The sequence below is a fragment of the Pseudomonas sp. SZ40 genome (assembly GCF_052958135.1).
In genome coordinates this window covers 12,861-26,570 of record NZ_JBQWIF010000003.1, presented here as the reverse complement: position 1 = coordinate 26,570, position 13,710 = coordinate 12,861, and the positions used below count along the sequence as shown (strand labels likewise).

Below are 13,710 nucleotides of genomic sequence, written 5' to 3'. Positions count from 1 at the left end.
CTCATTCGCTCGCACGCTGGACGATCTGTTCCAGACGCTGCCTGGCTCGCGCCGGCAGTTGCGCGGGAATCTGCGCCGCGCTGACCGGCTGATCACCGACCTGAATGAGCATCACCATGCCCATCGCCAAGTGCGGAATGCACTGGATGCCATAGAGCCCTGCCTCATTGAAAGTCACCTCGATCTCTTCGTTGATCTTGCCCTTGAACGGCTCGGCGCCCTCCGGCAGGAGGCCGGGGATGCTGGCAGCGTTGTGGGTCGGGTGAGTGGCGATGAACGTCACGCTGTCACCGGGGGCGATGGCCAGGAAATCCGGTTCATAGACCATCGAACCGGACTCCCCACGGTTGAGCATTTTCACTTCGTGGGTTTCGGCCAATGCCGGAGCTGTGAACACAAGCGTAGCGAGCAAAGCGAAGAGCGGCGAAAAACGCATGACAAAAGACTCGTCTCAGATAGGTTGAAAGCGCAGTACCCGGGCACCGTCTTCAGGGTCGACCAGGTAGCGGGCGCGTACGCCGAAGGTGTCGCGCAAACGCTCGGTGGTCAGCACCTCGGCCGGTGCCCCCAGCGCCACCAGTCGACCGCGCTCCATCACCCCGAGGCGGTCGCACTCAAGGGCCTGGTTGAGGTCATGCAAGGCGATCAGCGTGGTCACCGGCAGCGTTCGTACCAGATTGAGGATCGACAGCTGGTGCTGGATATCCAGATGGTTGGTGGGTTCGTCGAGTAGCAGGATCTGCGGTTTCTGCGCCAGTGCCCGAGCGATGTGCACGCGCTGGCGTTCACCGCCCGACAGGGTGCTCCAGGCTCGCTCCGGCATTTCGGCCATGTCCACATCGGCCAGTGCCTGAACGACGATCCGTTCGTCCTCCGCCGACCAGGGCTGCAAGGCCGACAGCCAGGGCGTGCGGCCCAGTTCGACGGCATCGCGCACCGTCACCGCGTCACCGGTGTCGGCCTGTTGCTCGACGAATGCCAACTGGCGGGCGACATCCCGGCGACTCAGGCCACCCAGCGGCTTGCCCTGCAGGTGCACCTGGCCGCTGCCCGGCGTGCGGATGCCGGACAGCAGCTTGAGCAAGGTCGACTTGCCCGAACCATTGGGACCGATCAGGCCGAGCGTCTCGCCCTGATGCAGTTGCAGATCGACGCCGGCGACGATCGCCCTACCCTTCACCGACCAGCCCAGGTCGCTGCACTGCAGCACCGTACTCACCGCGCCCGCCTCCCGCGTACCAAAATCACCGCGAAGGCCGGCGCACCGATCAACGCGGTGACCACACCGATGGGCAGTACCTGGCCCTTGATCACCGTACGCGACAGCACGTCGGCGGCGATCAGGAACACCGCGCCAGTCAGGGCCGCGACCGGCACCAGCCGGCCATGCCGCACGCCGACCAGCAGCCGTGCAGCGTGAGGGATCACCAGACCGACGAAGCCGATGGAGCCGACGATCGACACCATCACCGCCGTGACCAGCGCCGCGCAGGCGATCAACGTGGCCTGCACCCGGCGCACCGGTACGCCCAGCGACGCAGCCGATTCGGCACCGAAGGTGAAGGCATCCAGCGCGCGGGTATGCCAGGCCACCAGCAGCACCCCGGCCAGCGCCACGGGTACGGCCAGGGCGACATCGTGCCAGTTGACACCACTGAGGTTGCCGAGCAGCCAGAACATGATGCCCCGGGCCTGCTCGGCGCTGGCCGACTTGGTGATCAGGAACGAGGTCAGCGCGTTGAACAGTTGGGAGCCGGCGATACCGGCAAGAATGATCTGCCCGGTGCCATTCAGCGCACCGCCGCCCGCAGCCCTTGCCAGCAAGGCGACCAGGCTGAAGGCGGCGATCGCACCGATGAAGGCGCCCATGGACAGCGACAGCATGCCTGCGCCGAGCCCCAGCAGCGCCACCGAAACCGCTCCAGTGGAGGCACCTGCGGAAATCCCCAGCAGATAGGGATCGGCCAGCGGATTGCGCAACAGCGCCTGCAGCACCACACCGGAAACCGCCAACCCGGCGCCGCAGCAGGCGGCCACCAGGGCCCGGGTCAGGCGGTAGTTCCAGACGATTCCCTCGTCGATCGGATCGAGCACGAAGCCCGCCCCGAACAGTTTGTTGGCCAGCACCTGAAAGACCACCGACAACGGGATGCGGGTTTCACCCAGCGCCACACCGACGACCACCGCCACGGCCAGCAACAGCAGGCAGACGATGGTCAGCAGGAACAGGCGGGAGCCACGGGCAATCATTTCTGCAGATCGAACCCGTCAACGGCCTTGGCCAGGGTTTCGATGCCGGTGATCATGCGCAGCGAAGCCTGCATGCCGTCGGCATCGAGAATCACGATGCGGCCGTTCTTCACCGCATCCATGTGCTTGGCGACCGGATCATTACGCAGGAACTCGAGTTTCTTCTCCACGTCGTCAGCCGGGAAACGGCGGCGATCCATGCGCGCAAGCACCAGCACGGTCGGGTTGGCCTTGGCCAGGGTTTCCCAGCCGACGGTTGGCCACTCTTCGCTGGACTCGACCACGTTTTGCAGCCCCAGCGACTTCATCATGTAATCGGCAACGCCTTTCTGACCGGCCATGTAGGGGTCGAGATCCAGGTCGGCGCTGGAGAACCAGAACGCGGCGGAGATCTGCTTCGCCTGGCGCTGCTCGGCATTTGCAACCGCCTTGCCGAGTCGCTCCTGCAGGCTGCCGACCAGCTTGTCGCCCTCAGCCTGCACGTCGAATATCTGCGCCAGCTGCTGAATGCTCTTGTACAGGCTGTCGATCTGGAACGGCTGCAGGCGAGTACCGTCGGCACCTACCAGATTGTCCTTGCCCTCGCAGTCGGACGGCATGATGTAGGTCGGAATCTTCAGCGCGTGAAACTGCTCACGGGTGCCGACCACGCCCTGCTTGCCCACCATCCACTCGAACTGCACGGCCACCAGCCCGGGGCGCTTGTTGATCACCGACTCGAAGCTCGGGTCGTTATCGGCCAGGCGCTCGACCTTGGCATTCTGCGCCTCGAACTCGGGCAGCACGTTGCTGAACCACAGCGAGGTACCCACCAGACGGTCGCCAAGCCCGAGGGAATAGAGAATTTCGGTGCCGGCCTGACCGATGGTCACGGCGCTCTTCGGCGCAGCGGCGAAGCTCAGCTCATGGCCGCAGTTCTCGAGGGTCAGGGGGTAACGAGTCGGGGTGGCGGCCAGCGCCATCGAAGACAGGCCAAGGGTGGCGGCCAGAACGGCAAAACGAGACACGGTCATGCGGGTGATCTCCCAATCAACAGATACGCATAAATGGCAGTGCGCAGGCTGGAGAACACATCACGCCAAGCGGCCATGGCCGCACCTGTCCATGAGGAAGGTGATTACGGATGCCCCCTCCCGGACACCCCGCCGGCTGGTTCGATTGCAGTGTCCAAACACAGCTGGATTGCAGCTGATCGGACCGACGCCGGCAGGTCTCCTGACTGGTACGTCGCGGCAGCGCTGTGGCCTTCCCGGGGTCGCCCCCAGTGACACGAATGCAGCGCTGCTCGGTACCTACAGTTGCGGGGGCAGTTCCGTTTGGCCATTAGAAATGGCGACGGATTCCCTATTAATTCCTCGCGGAAACCGGCGGGCGGCATCTTAAACGATTAGGTCGCTGCCCTGCAGCGCTTCGCTGCAGTTTCTGCGCATTCATCTCGACATACCGAAGCCGTTGCAGCACCTGTGCGGCTAATGCTGGCGGCCATTATTGTTACAATATAACAATTTAGCAAGTCGAGTTGAGTGCTCGCTTCAGCTCCTGATCGAAAGATCCATGGAGCCGATCGACACCGTGGTGGAAAAATTCGGATTCGGGCTTGAAATGAGAACCAAAATCAACAAGACTTGATATTGTTACCTTATAACGTATTTATTGGAGTGCTCATGAAACCTGGTATCCACCCCGACTACCGCCCCGTGCTGTTTCACGATGTCTCGGCCGACACCTATTGGCTGATCGGTTCCACCGTCAGCACCGACAAGACCCGCGAGCACAGCGACGGCAACACCTATCCCTACGTCACGCTCGATATCTCCAGCGCGTCGCACCCGATCTACACCGGCCAGCAGCGCCAGACGGCAAGCGAAGGTCGGGTGGCCGGCTTCAACAAACGCTTCGCCGGTTTCGCAGGAGCCCGCTCATGAAAGTCGTCGCCTCGCTGAAACAGGCCAAACTGCGCCACCGCGATTGCCAGATCGTCAAGCGCCGGGGTCGCATCTACGTGATCTGCAAGACCGAACCACGCTTCAAGTGCGTGCAAGGCCGGCCCAAACCGCAGCGCAAGAACAAGGGCTAAGCGCCTGCATCAGCCTCTCGGCGCGGCGCGTTCACAGCCGTCTCTCCAGGTCTGTGGCGCGACAACCATTCGCCCGCAAGCGGGCTCCTACAGTATCGAGGCGCCTGCAAAATCGTTGGGGTGAAGCCATTCCGGTAGGAGCGCCGCCCTCGGCGCGAATGCGATGCTAGCCGTTCTCTGCATCCGCGCCGTACCCACCATTCGCCGCGGCACGGTCCGACGGCATCGGGGCGCCTGCGAAATCGTTGGGGTGAAGCCATGCCGGTAGGAGCGCCGCCCTCGGCGCGAATGCGATGGTAGCCATTCTCTGCATCCGCGCCGTACCCACCATTCGCCGCGTGGCACGGTCCGACAGCATCGGGGCGCCTGCGAAAATGGGTGTTCGACGCCATTTTCTGGTCGCCGCGGGGCGATTTCGCTCATTCCGCGGCTGACGCCGTGACGAGCAGGCCATGCGACAAGCCCGGTCAACTCAACCTGCCACCTCCCCCAGTTCACGCAAATAGCTCCAGGGGTAGATGCCGCGGTCGTGGCCATCGTCGAACACCAATTGCAGCCCATAGCCCTGTGCGTGAACTGCCGTGATGCGGACGCCATCCGCTACCACGTCGATGCGCTGCGCCAGCCGAGCCGCCCGGCATTTCGAGCACGGACACCCGGCACGCAGGCGCCCGTGGGCAAGCACCTGTACCTGCCCTTGCCCCCAATCCACGCTCAATGTCGCTTGCGTGGCACTGTTACGTATTGCGACGGGTACCTGGTTCATGACTTTTGCAGTCGCAACTGGCCGATGGCGATACGCACCGCCTTGCGCACTTCCGGGTCGGCATCGTGCTCGACGGCCAGCAATGCGGGCAGTGCCTGAGCGTCGCCCAGCTCGCCAAGCGCCAGCGCGGACTCCTTGCGCAGGTTGCTGATGGCGTGCCCGAGCAGTTCCACCAGCGCCTCAAGGGCCGCGGCGAATCGCAGGCGGCCGAGCGAGCGCACCGCACGCAGCCGCACCTGCCAGTAGCTGTCGCTCAGCGCCTCCAGCAGCGCAGGGCCGGCACCCGCGTGGCCAACTTTGCCGAGGGTGGTGGCGGCCTCTTCACGCACCTGCCATTCGCGATCCTTGAGCGCCGTCTGCAGGGCTGGCAGCACGCTGTCGTCGCTGGCCAGCCCCAGCGCACCGGTGGCGGCACGGCGTACTTCGGTATCGGTATCGTCGCTGGCCAGGCGCGCCAGTTGCGGCAGCGCATCGGACTGTTTCAACCAGCCGAGGATACCTACCGCTTCACGGCGCACGAAGGCATCGCTGTCCTGCAGCGCGGCGACGGCGGTGGGTACGCTGTCGATCAGCCGCAACTCGCGCAGGGCTCGCAAGGCACTGGCCCGCACGAACGGGTCGGCATGCCTGGCCCAGGGCAGCACCACGCGACCGGCGTCGGCGGTTTTCAACTCGCTGAGGCTCTGGGCTGCGGCGCCGCGCACGCGGGCGTCGGCATCGGTCAGGGCAGCGCACAGGCCATTTACCACTTCGGGATCCTCCCAGGCCTCCAGCAGGCGAGCCGCCTCGGCGCGCACGTCGGCAGACGCGTCCTGGGTCAGGGCATGGGTCAGCCAGGGCAAGGCGTCCGGCTCCTCCAGGTCGGCCAGTTCGATCAGGGCGATGCGGCGCACGCCGGCGTCCTCATCTTGCAGGCGTGGCAGCAGGTCGAGAATGTCAGGGTTATCGGTGCTTACATAGGTGCTCAGGTCGGTCATAGGGCAACTCGCAATGGCGGATGTTCGGTGGGCAGCCCGAGCGGGGTCAGGCGTGGCAGCTCGCGACCTTCTTCATGGCGCAGCAGCTCCAGGCAGTGGCGCTTGAGCTGCACGAATTCCGGGCTGGTCAACAGGCCAGCATGCCGCGGACGGCGAAAGTCCAGGCGCAGGTCTTCGATGAAACGTCCCGGCCGCGGACTCATCACCAAGATGCGATCGGCCAGGAACAGGGCTTCGTCGATATCGTGGGTGACGAACACCACGGTGGTGCGCACCCTGCCCCAGATATCCAGCAGCAACTCCTGCATCTTGCTGCGGGTCTGCGCGTCCAGCGCGCCGAAGGGTTCGTCCATCAACAGCAGGCGTGGACGGTTGATCAGCACCCGGGCGATCTCGGCGCGCTGCTGCATGCCGCCGGAGAGCTGATTGGGCCAGCGCGCAGCGAAATCCTGCAGGCCGACCAGGTTGAGAAACTCACGCGCCCGCTGCTGCCGTTCAGCCTTGCCGATGCCCTGCATCTTCAGACCGAAGGCGACGTTGTCGAGCACGCTGCGCCAGGGCAACAGGGTGTGATGCTGGAACACCATGCCACGCTGCGGTGACGGGCCATCCACCGCCTGGCCATCGACTCGCAAGCTACCGGCGCTGGGCGTCAGGTGTCCGGCCAGGGCGCCGAGCAAGGTCGACTTGCCGCAGCCGGAGGGGCCAAGAATGCACACGAATTCGCCAGCGGCGATGGAGAAGTCCAGCGCCTGCACGGCTTCGAACGCCTGCACGCCCTCGCCGAGGCGGATGGTCAGCTTCTCGATATCGATGCGTCCGGCCGACAGGCCGGTTTCATGAATGCTCATCAGCGACGCCCTCCGCTGCGATACCAGGGCGTCAGCAGGCTGCCGAGGCGCTTGACCAGCAGGCTGCTGCCCATGCCGAGCAGGCCGATCAGCAGCATGCCGACGATGATGTCCGGGTAGTTCTGGATGGTGTACGACTCCCAGGTGTAATAGCCGATGCCGAACTGCCCGGAGATCATTTCCGCGGTGACCAGGCAGAACCAGGAGGTGCCCATGCCGATCGCCAGGCCGGTGACGATGCTCGGCGCAGCGCCCGGGAGGACCACCTCACGCAGGATCGCCAGGCGCCCTGCGCCAAGGCTGCGGGCCGACGCGATCAAACGGGCATCGACACCCTCCACCCCGTGCACGGTATTGAGCAGCACCGGAAACAGCGCACCGGTGAAGGTGATGAAGATCATCGACAGTTCCGACGAGGGAAACATCAGGATCGCCAGGGGAATCCAGGCCACGGCAGGAATCGGCCGCAGTACCTCCAGCGGCGGCAGCAGGCTGTCTTCGGCCCAGCGGGAACGGCCGATGGCGATGCCCAGGGTGACGCCCAGCAGCGCTGCGATCAGATAACCGCTGAATACCCGCCCCAGGCTGGCGCCGACGTGATCCCAGAGTCTGCTGGATTCGATCAGCGCGATGGCCGCATCGACCACCGACTTGGGCGTGGGCACGTAGATGAAGGTGAGCAGCCCCAGATCCAGGCGCGAGCTGGTCGCCACCTGCCAGAACAGCAGGCAGAACGCCAACGACGCCAGGCGCAACGGCCAACGGTGTAGAGAAGTCATCATCAGGCTCCAGTAAGGTGCTGCGCCACGGGAGGCATGGCGCAGCGGGCCGATCAGCGTGCGGCTACCAGGCGCTGGTTGGCGCTGCCGAAGTCCAGCGCTTCACCACCGTGAGCCTTGGCATAGGCTTCAGCCTGGCCCTTGAGCAGGAAGGCGTTGAGTTCGCCCTTGCCGTTGCGTACGAACCAGGCCTGGTTGGCCAGCAGCTTGATGCCGCTGTCGCTGGCCTGGGCGTAGATGGCACGGATGTCCTTGCCCTCTTCCTCGAGCTGCGCCAGCGCCTTGAAGGCCGCTTCCGGTGAGGCGTAGTGACGTACCTTGCTTTCGCCACGCACCCAGATCTGCGCCACGCGCTTGAAATCGGTGATCGGCTGGCCGGTCACGGCATCATTGGCTTTCAGCGGCAGCTGTGCGTAATTGGCCAGCGCCTGTGCGTAATCACCACCTTCGGCCTTGAAGGCAGCCTTGATGTACTGATCGTCGACGAATTGCTCGACGTTCAGACCGCGGTCGGTCTTCTTCAGCAACTTGAGGGTTTCGATGGAGGTGGTGACCGCCTGGCGGTACTCGGGCTTCCAGGTCAGGTCACGGGTCTGCAACCCGAGCGGGCCGTGGAACAGGTAATTCACCTCGGCCTCGATACCGGTGACCTTCTCGATCAGCTCGCTGTACTTCTCCGGCTCGGCTGCGAACAGGCGATCCGCTTCCAGGCCGGCGCGCAGGTACGCGGTGACCACTTCCGGGTACTTCTTGGCGTAGTCGGCATCCACCAGCGCACCATGGAAGGTGGGTGCATCCGCCTGGGAGCCGTCGTAGATCTTGCGCGCGAAGCCACGGTTGGGGAACAGTTCGGCGAACGGCACGAAGTCCGCGTGGGCCTCGATGCGATTGCTGCGCAGCGCCGAGCCGGCGATTTCCGGGGCCTGGGCGATGATGCGCACGTCCTTCTGCGGATCCCAGCCCTGGGCGGCAACGGCGCGCAGCAGCATGCCATGGGCGGTGGACGCGAACGGCACGGAAATGGTCTTGCCCTTGAGCTCGGCCAGCGATTGCACGCTGGAGGATGCCGGCACCACGATGCCGTTGCCACTGCCCTTGGTGCTGCCCGACAACACGGTGATGAACAGGCTCTGCTTGCCGGCATCGCGGTGGGCCACACCATTGAACGAACCGGGGAAGTCAGCCATGGCGCCAAAGTCGAGCTTGCCGGCGACCATTTCGTTGGTCAGGGGCGCGCCGCTGGTGAAGTTCTTCCACTCCACTTCGTACTTGGCGTCCTTGTACTTGCCGTCGCGCGGCAGGTACTTGTCGAGCAGGCCGAGCTCGCGGATCAACAACCCGCCGGTGGCGCAGTTGATGGTGGTGTCCTGAGTGCCGATGGCGATACGAATCGGCTCCTGGTTGGATTGCGCCTGAGCAGTGATGCTGCCGATGGCCAGCGCGAGGCCGACCAGAGTGGTACGCAAGTGCATGGGTGTCTCCCCTCGAATCAATAGGTATTGGAATCGTCTCCGCCGGGTGGTCGGCCGGTGGGAAACGAGGGGTCTGTTGATCAGGCGTCCGGTGGTTGGCCGGATGGCGTGTTGCTTTTTTATGTTGGATATTCGGTGGATAAGCTTCGCGCTAGCTGCAGAGTCTCGAGCGTTGAATTCCGTAGGCGCCCGCTTGCGGGCGATGCTTTCCCGTTGATCGCCCGCAAGCGGGCGCCTACAAAACTCCAGGTCGCGCTTTGTTCAACGCAGCAGATAAGGAATCTCGACGCGCACCGCATCGGTCGGGCAATCCTTCTCGCACGGCATGCAGTACCAACACTCGTCGAAAGCCATGTAAGCCTTTTGCGTCGCCGGGTTGATCGCCAGCAGATCCATCGGGCAGACATCGACGCACACGGTGCAGCCCTTGTGGGCGATGCACTTGTCTTCGTCGATGGTCACGGGCGCATTGCTGCGAAACAGGATTTCCTGGGGCTGGAAGGCCATATCACGGTGTCCTCGGAGCCTGTGGCTCTCGTGTTTTTCTAGGATGTAGGGTGGGCCCACGGCAATCCGCTTCAGCCCACCGGGAAAGCTCAGCCTGATGCCACTTGGTGGGCCAAAGCCCACCCTGCTCACGCCGCTTCGGTCTTTACCCGCAGGCGGTTGTAGGCCTGCTGCTCCTCATCATCCAGAGCGATCAGGTAGGGCTCGACCGGCTTCTTGAAGCTGACCATCTGGCCGTGTTCGTCCTTTTTCAGGTGGCAGTGCACGAACCATTCGGCGTCATTGCGCTGCGGGTGATCGACCCGGTGGTGATACAGGCCCCAGCGGCTTTCCTTGCGAAACAGCGAGGCGCGGGCGGCCATCTCGGCGCAGTCGCGGATCACGCTGACTTCCATGGCGCGCATCAGTTCGTGGGCGTTGCTGGCCTTCAGCTCGCCCAGATCCGCTTCGATGGCAGCGAAACGCTGCAGGCCGATCTCCATCTTCCTGGTGACCTTGGGTGGCTGCAGGTAATCGTTGACGAAGCGGCGCAGCTTGTACTCCACCTGCGCCGGCGGCAGGCCGTGCTCGCGGTTCAGCGGCGCGTAGACCCGCGCCCGCTCGGCGTCGATCTGCGCCTGATCCAGTGCGCTGTGGTCGCGTTCGGCGACGAAGTCGGCAGCGTTGTTGCCCGCGAACCAGCCGTAGGTGAAGGCGCCGAGCATGTAGTTGTGCGGCACCGCTGCCATGTCTCCGGCCGAATACAGGCCCTTGACCGAGGTTTCCGCCCGCTCGTTGACCCACACGCCGGAAGCGCTGTGGCCACTGCAGAAGCCGATCTCGGAGATGTGCATCTCGACCATGCTGGAGCGGTAGTCGGTGCCACGCCCGGCATGGAACTGGCCGCGGCTGGGGCGCTCGTTGCTATGCAGGATTTCCTCGATGTTCTGGATGGTTTCCTCGGCCAGGTGATCGAGTTTGAGGAACACCGGGCCGTTGCCGCCCTCGAGTTCCTGATGGAACTCCCACATCATCTGGCCGCTCCAGTAGTCGCATTCGATGAAGCGCTCGCCCTTGTTGTTGGCGGTATAGCCCCCCAGCGGGCCGGTCACGTAGGCGCAGGCCGGGCCGTTGTAATCCTTGATCAGCGGGTTGATCTGGAAGCACTCCAGATTGGCCAGCTCGGCACCGGCGTGATACGCCATGGCGTAGCCATCGCCGGCATTGGTCGGGTTCTCGTAGGTACCCATCAGGTAGCCGGAAGACGGCAGCCCGAGACGTCCGGCCGCGCCGCAGCAAAGAATCACCGCCTTGGCCTTGATCACGTGGAAATCGGCGGTGCGGCAGTCGAAACCCATCAGGCCGTTGACCGCGCCGTCGGCATCGGTCAGCAGGCGTGTGGCCACTAGGCGATTGGTTATTTCCACCCGGGCGCGCTTGAGCTGGCGATACAGCACCTTCTTGATGTCGTGCCCTTCGGGCATCGGCAGCACGTAGGCGCCCATGTGATGCACCTTCTTCACCGCGTAGTCGCCGGTTTCGTCCTTCTCGAACTTCACGCCCCAGCGGTCGAGCTGCTCGATGGTTTCGAAACTGTGGGTGGCATAGGCGTACACGGCGGCCTGATTGACGATGCCGTCATTGGCCACGGTGATTTCCTTGGTGTACTGCTCGGGCGTGGCGTGGCCGGGCACGATGGCATTGTTGAGACCATCCATGCCCATGCTGATCGCTCCGCTGCGCTTGACGTTGGCCTTGTCGACCAGCAGCACGCGCAACGCCTTGTTGCGTTCCTTGGCCTTGATCGCGGCCATGGGGCCGGCGGTACCACCGCCGATGATGACGATGTCGTATTCCTGTTCCAGGGTGTTGATGCTCATGGCTGCACGCCCTTCTGTCGGTCGATGCGCAGGCGATACTGGAAGGCATCGCCACGGTAATAGAGGTGTTCGAAATCCAGCGGTGTGCCATCGGCGGTGTGGGTCAGGCGCTCGATACGCATGATCGGCGAGCCCTCCTCCACGGCCAGCGCCTGGGTCAGGTCGCTGTCGGCAAGCACGGCATCGATGGCCAGATCGGCATGACCCAGGGCGATGCCGCAGTCGTTTTCGAGGATCAGGAAGATGTCACGCGTGACCAGATCGGCCTTCTCCAGCTTTTCGCCCACGGCATGGGGCAGCCAGGTGATTTCCAGGGAAATCGGCTCGCGGTTGATCAGCCGCACCCGGCGGATTTCCGTGACGGTGCTGCCCTCTGCCACCTGCAGGCGCTCGGCAACCAATGCCGACGCCGGAACGTGGCGCAGGCTGCGCAACTTGTTGATCACCTCATAGCCCATCTGCTTCATCGATTCGCCCAGGCCCTGCAGCGTGCTGACGTTCTGGAACGCCTTTGGCTTGGCCACGAAGGTGCCCTTGCCGTGGATCTTGAAGATCAGCCCTTCCTTCTGCAGGTCACCCAGCGCCTGGCGCACGGTGATGCGGCTGACGCCATAGGTCTGGCCCAGCTCGTTCTCCGAGGGCATGCGGCTGTGCGGCGCATAGGTTCCATCAAGGATGCGCGAGCGCAGCAACTCCTTGAGCTGGCTGTACAGGGGAACGGGCGAAAGCGGTATGAGCTGAGACATGTGAATCCTTTTTGATCAACTTGTCATAACAAGTAGTGACGAGAAAATAGCGAATAACCGGGCTGATCTGAAATACGATTAAGAAATAAGCTTATGGCGGAGAATTTCAGCGATCAGGATCGCCGTCGAATGCTCACGAAAAGGAAAAGGCCGTGCCCAAAATGGTTAAAGATGATTATTCTATCGAGGCATTTTTCCTGCCCTTAATATGTGAGTACCTGAGATGAAGATCGATGACATGGATGCATTCGTCGCCGTCATCCGCTGTCAATCGACCAAGCTGGCTGCCGATGCTCTGCAACTGACTCAACCGGCGATCACTCGCCGCGTGCAGAATTTCGAAGAGGATCTGGGCGCCAATCTGCTCGACCGCAATACCAAGCCGCTCAAACCGACCCCCATGGGCCTGCGTGTCTACGATCAGTGCAAGGCGATCCTGCGCGAGATCGACTCGCTGCGCGAACTGGTCGCCAGCGATGGCTCGCCCAGTGGCTCGTTGCGCCTGGGAGTGCCGCAAACCATCAGTGACGTGGTGCTGCTCGACGCCCTGCAGCAGATTCGTGAAACCTTCCCGGAACTGAAGACCCAGGTCATCAATGGCTGGGGCAGCACCCTGATCGCGCGCATGGAAAACGGTGAGCTGGATGCCGCCGCAGTGCTTTTCCCGGCGGGCAAGATCTTCCCCGAAGGCATCGCCAGCCGCTCCATCGGCCGCATGCCGCTGCTGGTGGTGGCCGCCAAGGGCGCGATGCGCAAGCGCAGCTGCAAGCTCAAGGACTGCTACCAGCAAGGCTGGGTGCTCAACCCCGACGGCTGTGGTTTCCGCGCAGGCCTGCAACGCGCGCTGTCCGAACAGGGCCTGTCGTTGCAGATCAACCTGGAAACTTTCGGCACCGAACTGCAATTGGGCCTGGTCGCCAGCGGCATGGGTTTCGGCCTGGTGCCCGCGCCCCTGCTCGAGCGCAGCGGGCACCGCGAGCAACTGGACGTGATCAACGTCAGCGACTTCAAGCCGATGATCGATCTCTGGCTGCTGCACCCGCAGTACCTGGGCAACCTGCAGGACGCCGTGAACCTGTTCAGCGACGTCGCCGCGCAGCGTTTGCGCTCGCAATAGGGCCGGGCGAAGTTCCGAGCCATTATCGCGCCCTGTGATCGATGGCAGTGGCTCCTCGCCCTTTGCAACCCTCAGCGTGAGCGGCGCGAGTCGCTGACGCTGGGCCAGATCGCTGGTCGCTACTGGCCGTAAGCCGCTGGCGGTACCGACACGCAATTCTTACGCCCCTCAAAATTCCACAAACGCATAACAACAAAATTGTTAATTCAGAAAAGCTGATAATTAGCTTAGAACCAAAAAGACTTTTACAGCGTAAAGCTATAAGAATACGGTCTCACCCAGGCCACCTCATCACCCTGGGGCGCTCAG

The 13,710-nt window shown here is 63.4% G+C and carries 15 protein-coding genes and 1 riboswitch; of the genes, 3 read left to right on the top strand and 12 right to left on the bottom strand.

The genetic code is table 11. The features are described 5' to 3' along the window. Nucleotide 1: 1 nt before the first annotated feature. The 4 genes from ACT9T4_RS03910 to ACT9T4_RS03895 are packed head-to-tail and all read right to left on the bottom strand — an operon-like array spanning nt 2 to nt 3,263. Nucleotides 2-436, bottom strand: coding sequence for a pseudoazurin (locus ACT9T4_RS03910; RefSeq protein WP_042552551.1), 435 nt, complete (start codon nt 434-436; stop codon nt 2-4). A 15-nt stretch (nt 437-451) separates the two neighbouring features. After that, nucleotides 452-1,219 (bottom strand): ABC transporter ATP-binding protein, encoded by a 768-nt coding sequence (locus ACT9T4_RS03905; protein WP_499115592.1) that lies wholly within the window; start codon nt 1,217-1,219, stop codon nt 452-454. Beyond that, a complete protein-coding gene (locus ACT9T4_RS03900) occupies nt 1,216-2,250 on the bottom strand; it encodes a FecCD family ABC transporter permease (protein WP_499115591.1) in 1,035 nt (344 codons plus the stop codon). The genes ACT9T4_RS03905 and ACT9T4_RS03900 overlap by 4 nt, the downstream gene beginning before the upstream one ends. Beyond that, entirely contained in the window at nt 2,247-3,263 is a 1,017-nt protein-coding gene (locus ACT9T4_RS03895) for an ABC transporter substrate-binding protein (RefSeq protein WP_042552548.1), read from the bottom strand. The genes ACT9T4_RS03900 and ACT9T4_RS03895 overlap by 4 nt, the downstream gene beginning before the upstream one ends. Before the next feature lie 175 nt (nt 3,264-3,438). After that, nucleotides 3,439-3,634: riboswitch (cobalamin riboswitch) on the bottom strand. A 280-nt stretch (nt 3,635-3,914) separates the two neighbouring features. On the opposite strand from ACT9T4_RS03895, the gene ACT9T4_RS03890 reads away from it, so the two are divergent. Together ACT9T4_RS03890 and ykgO are read left to right on the top strand one after the other, a co-directional pair. Further along, a complete protein-coding gene (locus tag ACT9T4_RS03890) occupies nt 3,915-4,175 on the top strand; it encodes a type B 50S ribosomal protein L31 (protein WP_042552547.1) in 261 nt (86 codons plus the stop codon). Continuing rightward, nucleotides 4,172-4,327 carry a type B 50S ribosomal protein L36 gene (ykgO, locus tag ACT9T4_RS03885; protein WP_042552546.1) on the top strand — a complete coding sequence of 52 codons (156 nt, stop codon included), beginning with the start codon at nt 4,172-4,174 and terminating at the stop codon, nt 4,325-4,327. Before ACT9T4_RS03890 ends, ykgO begins: the two co-directional genes overlap by 4 nt. A gap of 472 nt (nt 4,328-4,799) precedes the next feature. On the opposite strand, the gene ACT9T4_RS03880 is transcribed toward ykgO, so the two are convergent. The 8 genes from ACT9T4_RS03880 to ACT9T4_RS03845 form a co-directional block, all read right to left on the bottom strand. Further along, nucleotides 4,800-5,093: a DUF971 domain-containing protein gene (locus ACT9T4_RS03880; RefSeq protein WP_499115588.1), complete on the bottom strand. Its 294-nt coding sequence runs from the start codon at nt 5,091-5,093 to the stop codon at nt 4,800-4,802. Continuing rightward, entirely contained in the window at nt 5,090-6,070 is a 981-nt protein-coding gene (locus tag ACT9T4_RS03875) for a HEAT repeat domain-containing protein (protein ID WP_499115586.1), read from the bottom strand. The genes ACT9T4_RS03880 and ACT9T4_RS03875 overlap by 4 nt, the downstream gene beginning before the upstream one ends. Next, a complete protein-coding gene (locus ACT9T4_RS03870; RefSeq protein ID WP_042552542.1) occupies nt 6,067-6,921 on the bottom strand; it encodes an ABC transporter ATP-binding protein in 855 nt (284 codons plus the stop codon). The genes ACT9T4_RS03875 and ACT9T4_RS03870 overlap by 4 nt, the downstream gene beginning before the upstream one ends. Then, the gene (locus ACT9T4_RS03865; RefSeq protein WP_042552541.1) at nt 6,921-7,703 is read right to left on the bottom strand and encodes an ABC transporter permease; all 783 of its coding nucleotides are present in this window, start codon (nt 7,701-7,703) and stop codon (nt 6,921-6,923) included. The genes ACT9T4_RS03870 and ACT9T4_RS03865 overlap by 1 nt, the downstream gene beginning before the upstream one ends. A 50-nt stretch (nt 7,704-7,753) precedes the next feature. After that, nucleotides 7,754-9,172: an ABC transporter substrate-binding protein gene (locus tag ACT9T4_RS03860; protein ID WP_179538215.1), complete on the bottom strand. Its 1,419-nt coding sequence runs from the start codon at nt 9,170-9,172 to the stop codon at nt 7,754-7,756. A 261-nt stretch (nt 9,173-9,433) separates the two neighbouring features. Further along, entirely contained in the window at nt 9,434-9,679 is a 246-nt protein-coding gene (locus ACT9T4_RS03855; RefSeq protein WP_042552539.1) for a 4Fe-4S dicluster domain-containing protein, read from the bottom strand. A 128-nt stretch (nt 9,680-9,807) separates the two neighbouring features. Next, nucleotides 9,808-11,532, bottom strand: a complete 1,725-nt coding sequence (locus ACT9T4_RS03850) for a fumarate reductase/succinate dehydrogenase flavoprotein subunit (protein ID WP_499115819.1) — start codon at nt 11,530-11,532, stop codon at nt 9,808-9,810. Nucleotides 11,533-11,534: 2 nt separating this feature from the next. After that, nucleotides 11,535-12,284: a GntR family transcriptional regulator gene (locus tag ACT9T4_RS03845; protein ID WP_499115583.1), complete on the bottom strand. Its 750-nt coding sequence runs from the start codon at nt 12,282-12,284 to the stop codon at nt 11,535-11,537. A gap of 223 nt (nt 12,285-12,507) precedes the next feature. Between ACT9T4_RS03845 and ACT9T4_RS03840 the strand changes: the two genes are divergently transcribed. Next, on the top strand, nt 12,508-13,401 hold the full coding sequence (locus ACT9T4_RS03840; protein WP_042552536.1) for a LysR family transcriptional regulator: 894 nt from the start codon (nt 12,508-12,510) through the stop codon (nt 13,399-13,401). The last annotated feature ends 309 nt before the right edge of the window (nt 13,402-13,710 follow it).

Coding starts and splice junctions, on each gene's coding strand:
- ACT9T4_RS03895 (WP_042552548.1), bottom strand. CDS start 3,263: ATGACCGTGTCTCGTTTTGCCGTTCTGGCCGCCACCCTTGGCCTGTCT.
- ACT9T4_RS03870 (WP_042552542.1), bottom strand. CDS start 6,921: ATGAGCATTCATGAAACCGGCCTGTCGGCCGGACGCATCGATATCGAG.
- ykgO (WP_042552546.1), top strand. CDS start 4,172: ATGAAAGTCGTCGCCTCGCTGAAACAGGCCAAACTGCGCCACCGCGAT.
- ACT9T4_RS03860 (WP_179538215.1), bottom strand. CDS start 9,172: ATGCACTTGCGTACCACTCTGGTCGGCCTCGCGCTGGCCATCGGCAGC.
- ACT9T4_RS03880 (WP_499115588.1), bottom strand. CDS start 5,093: ATGAACCAGGTACCCGTCGCAATACGTAACAGTGCCACGCAAGCGACA.
- ACT9T4_RS03855 (WP_042552539.1), bottom strand. CDS start 9,679: ATGGCCTTCCAGCCCCAGGAAATCCTGTTTCGCAGCAATGCGCCCGTG.
- ACT9T4_RS03900 (WP_499115591.1), bottom strand. CDS start 2,250: ATGATTGCCCGTGGCTCCCGCCTGTTCCTGCTGACCATCGTCTGCCTG.
- ACT9T4_RS03890 (WP_042552547.1), top strand. CDS start 3,915: ATGAAACCTGGTATCCACCCCGACTACCGCCCCGTGCTGTTTCACGAT.
- ACT9T4_RS03865 (WP_042552541.1), bottom strand. CDS start 7,703: ATGATGACTTCTCTACACCGTTGGCCGTTGCGCCTGGCGTCGTTGGCG.
- ACT9T4_RS03875 (WP_499115586.1), bottom strand. CDS start 6,070: ATGACCGACCTGAGCACCTATGTAAGCACCGATAACCCTGACATTCTC.
- ACT9T4_RS03845 (WP_499115583.1), bottom strand. CDS start 12,284: ATGTCTCAGCTCATACCGCTTTCGCCCGTTCCCCTGTACAGCCAGCTC.
- ACT9T4_RS03910 (WP_042552551.1), bottom strand. CDS start 436: ATGCGTTTTTCGCCGCTCTTCGCTTTGCTCGCTACGCTTGTGTTCACA.
- ACT9T4_RS03840 (WP_042552536.1), top strand. CDS start 12,508: ATGAAGATCGATGACATGGATGCATTCGTCGCCGTCATCCGCTGTCAA.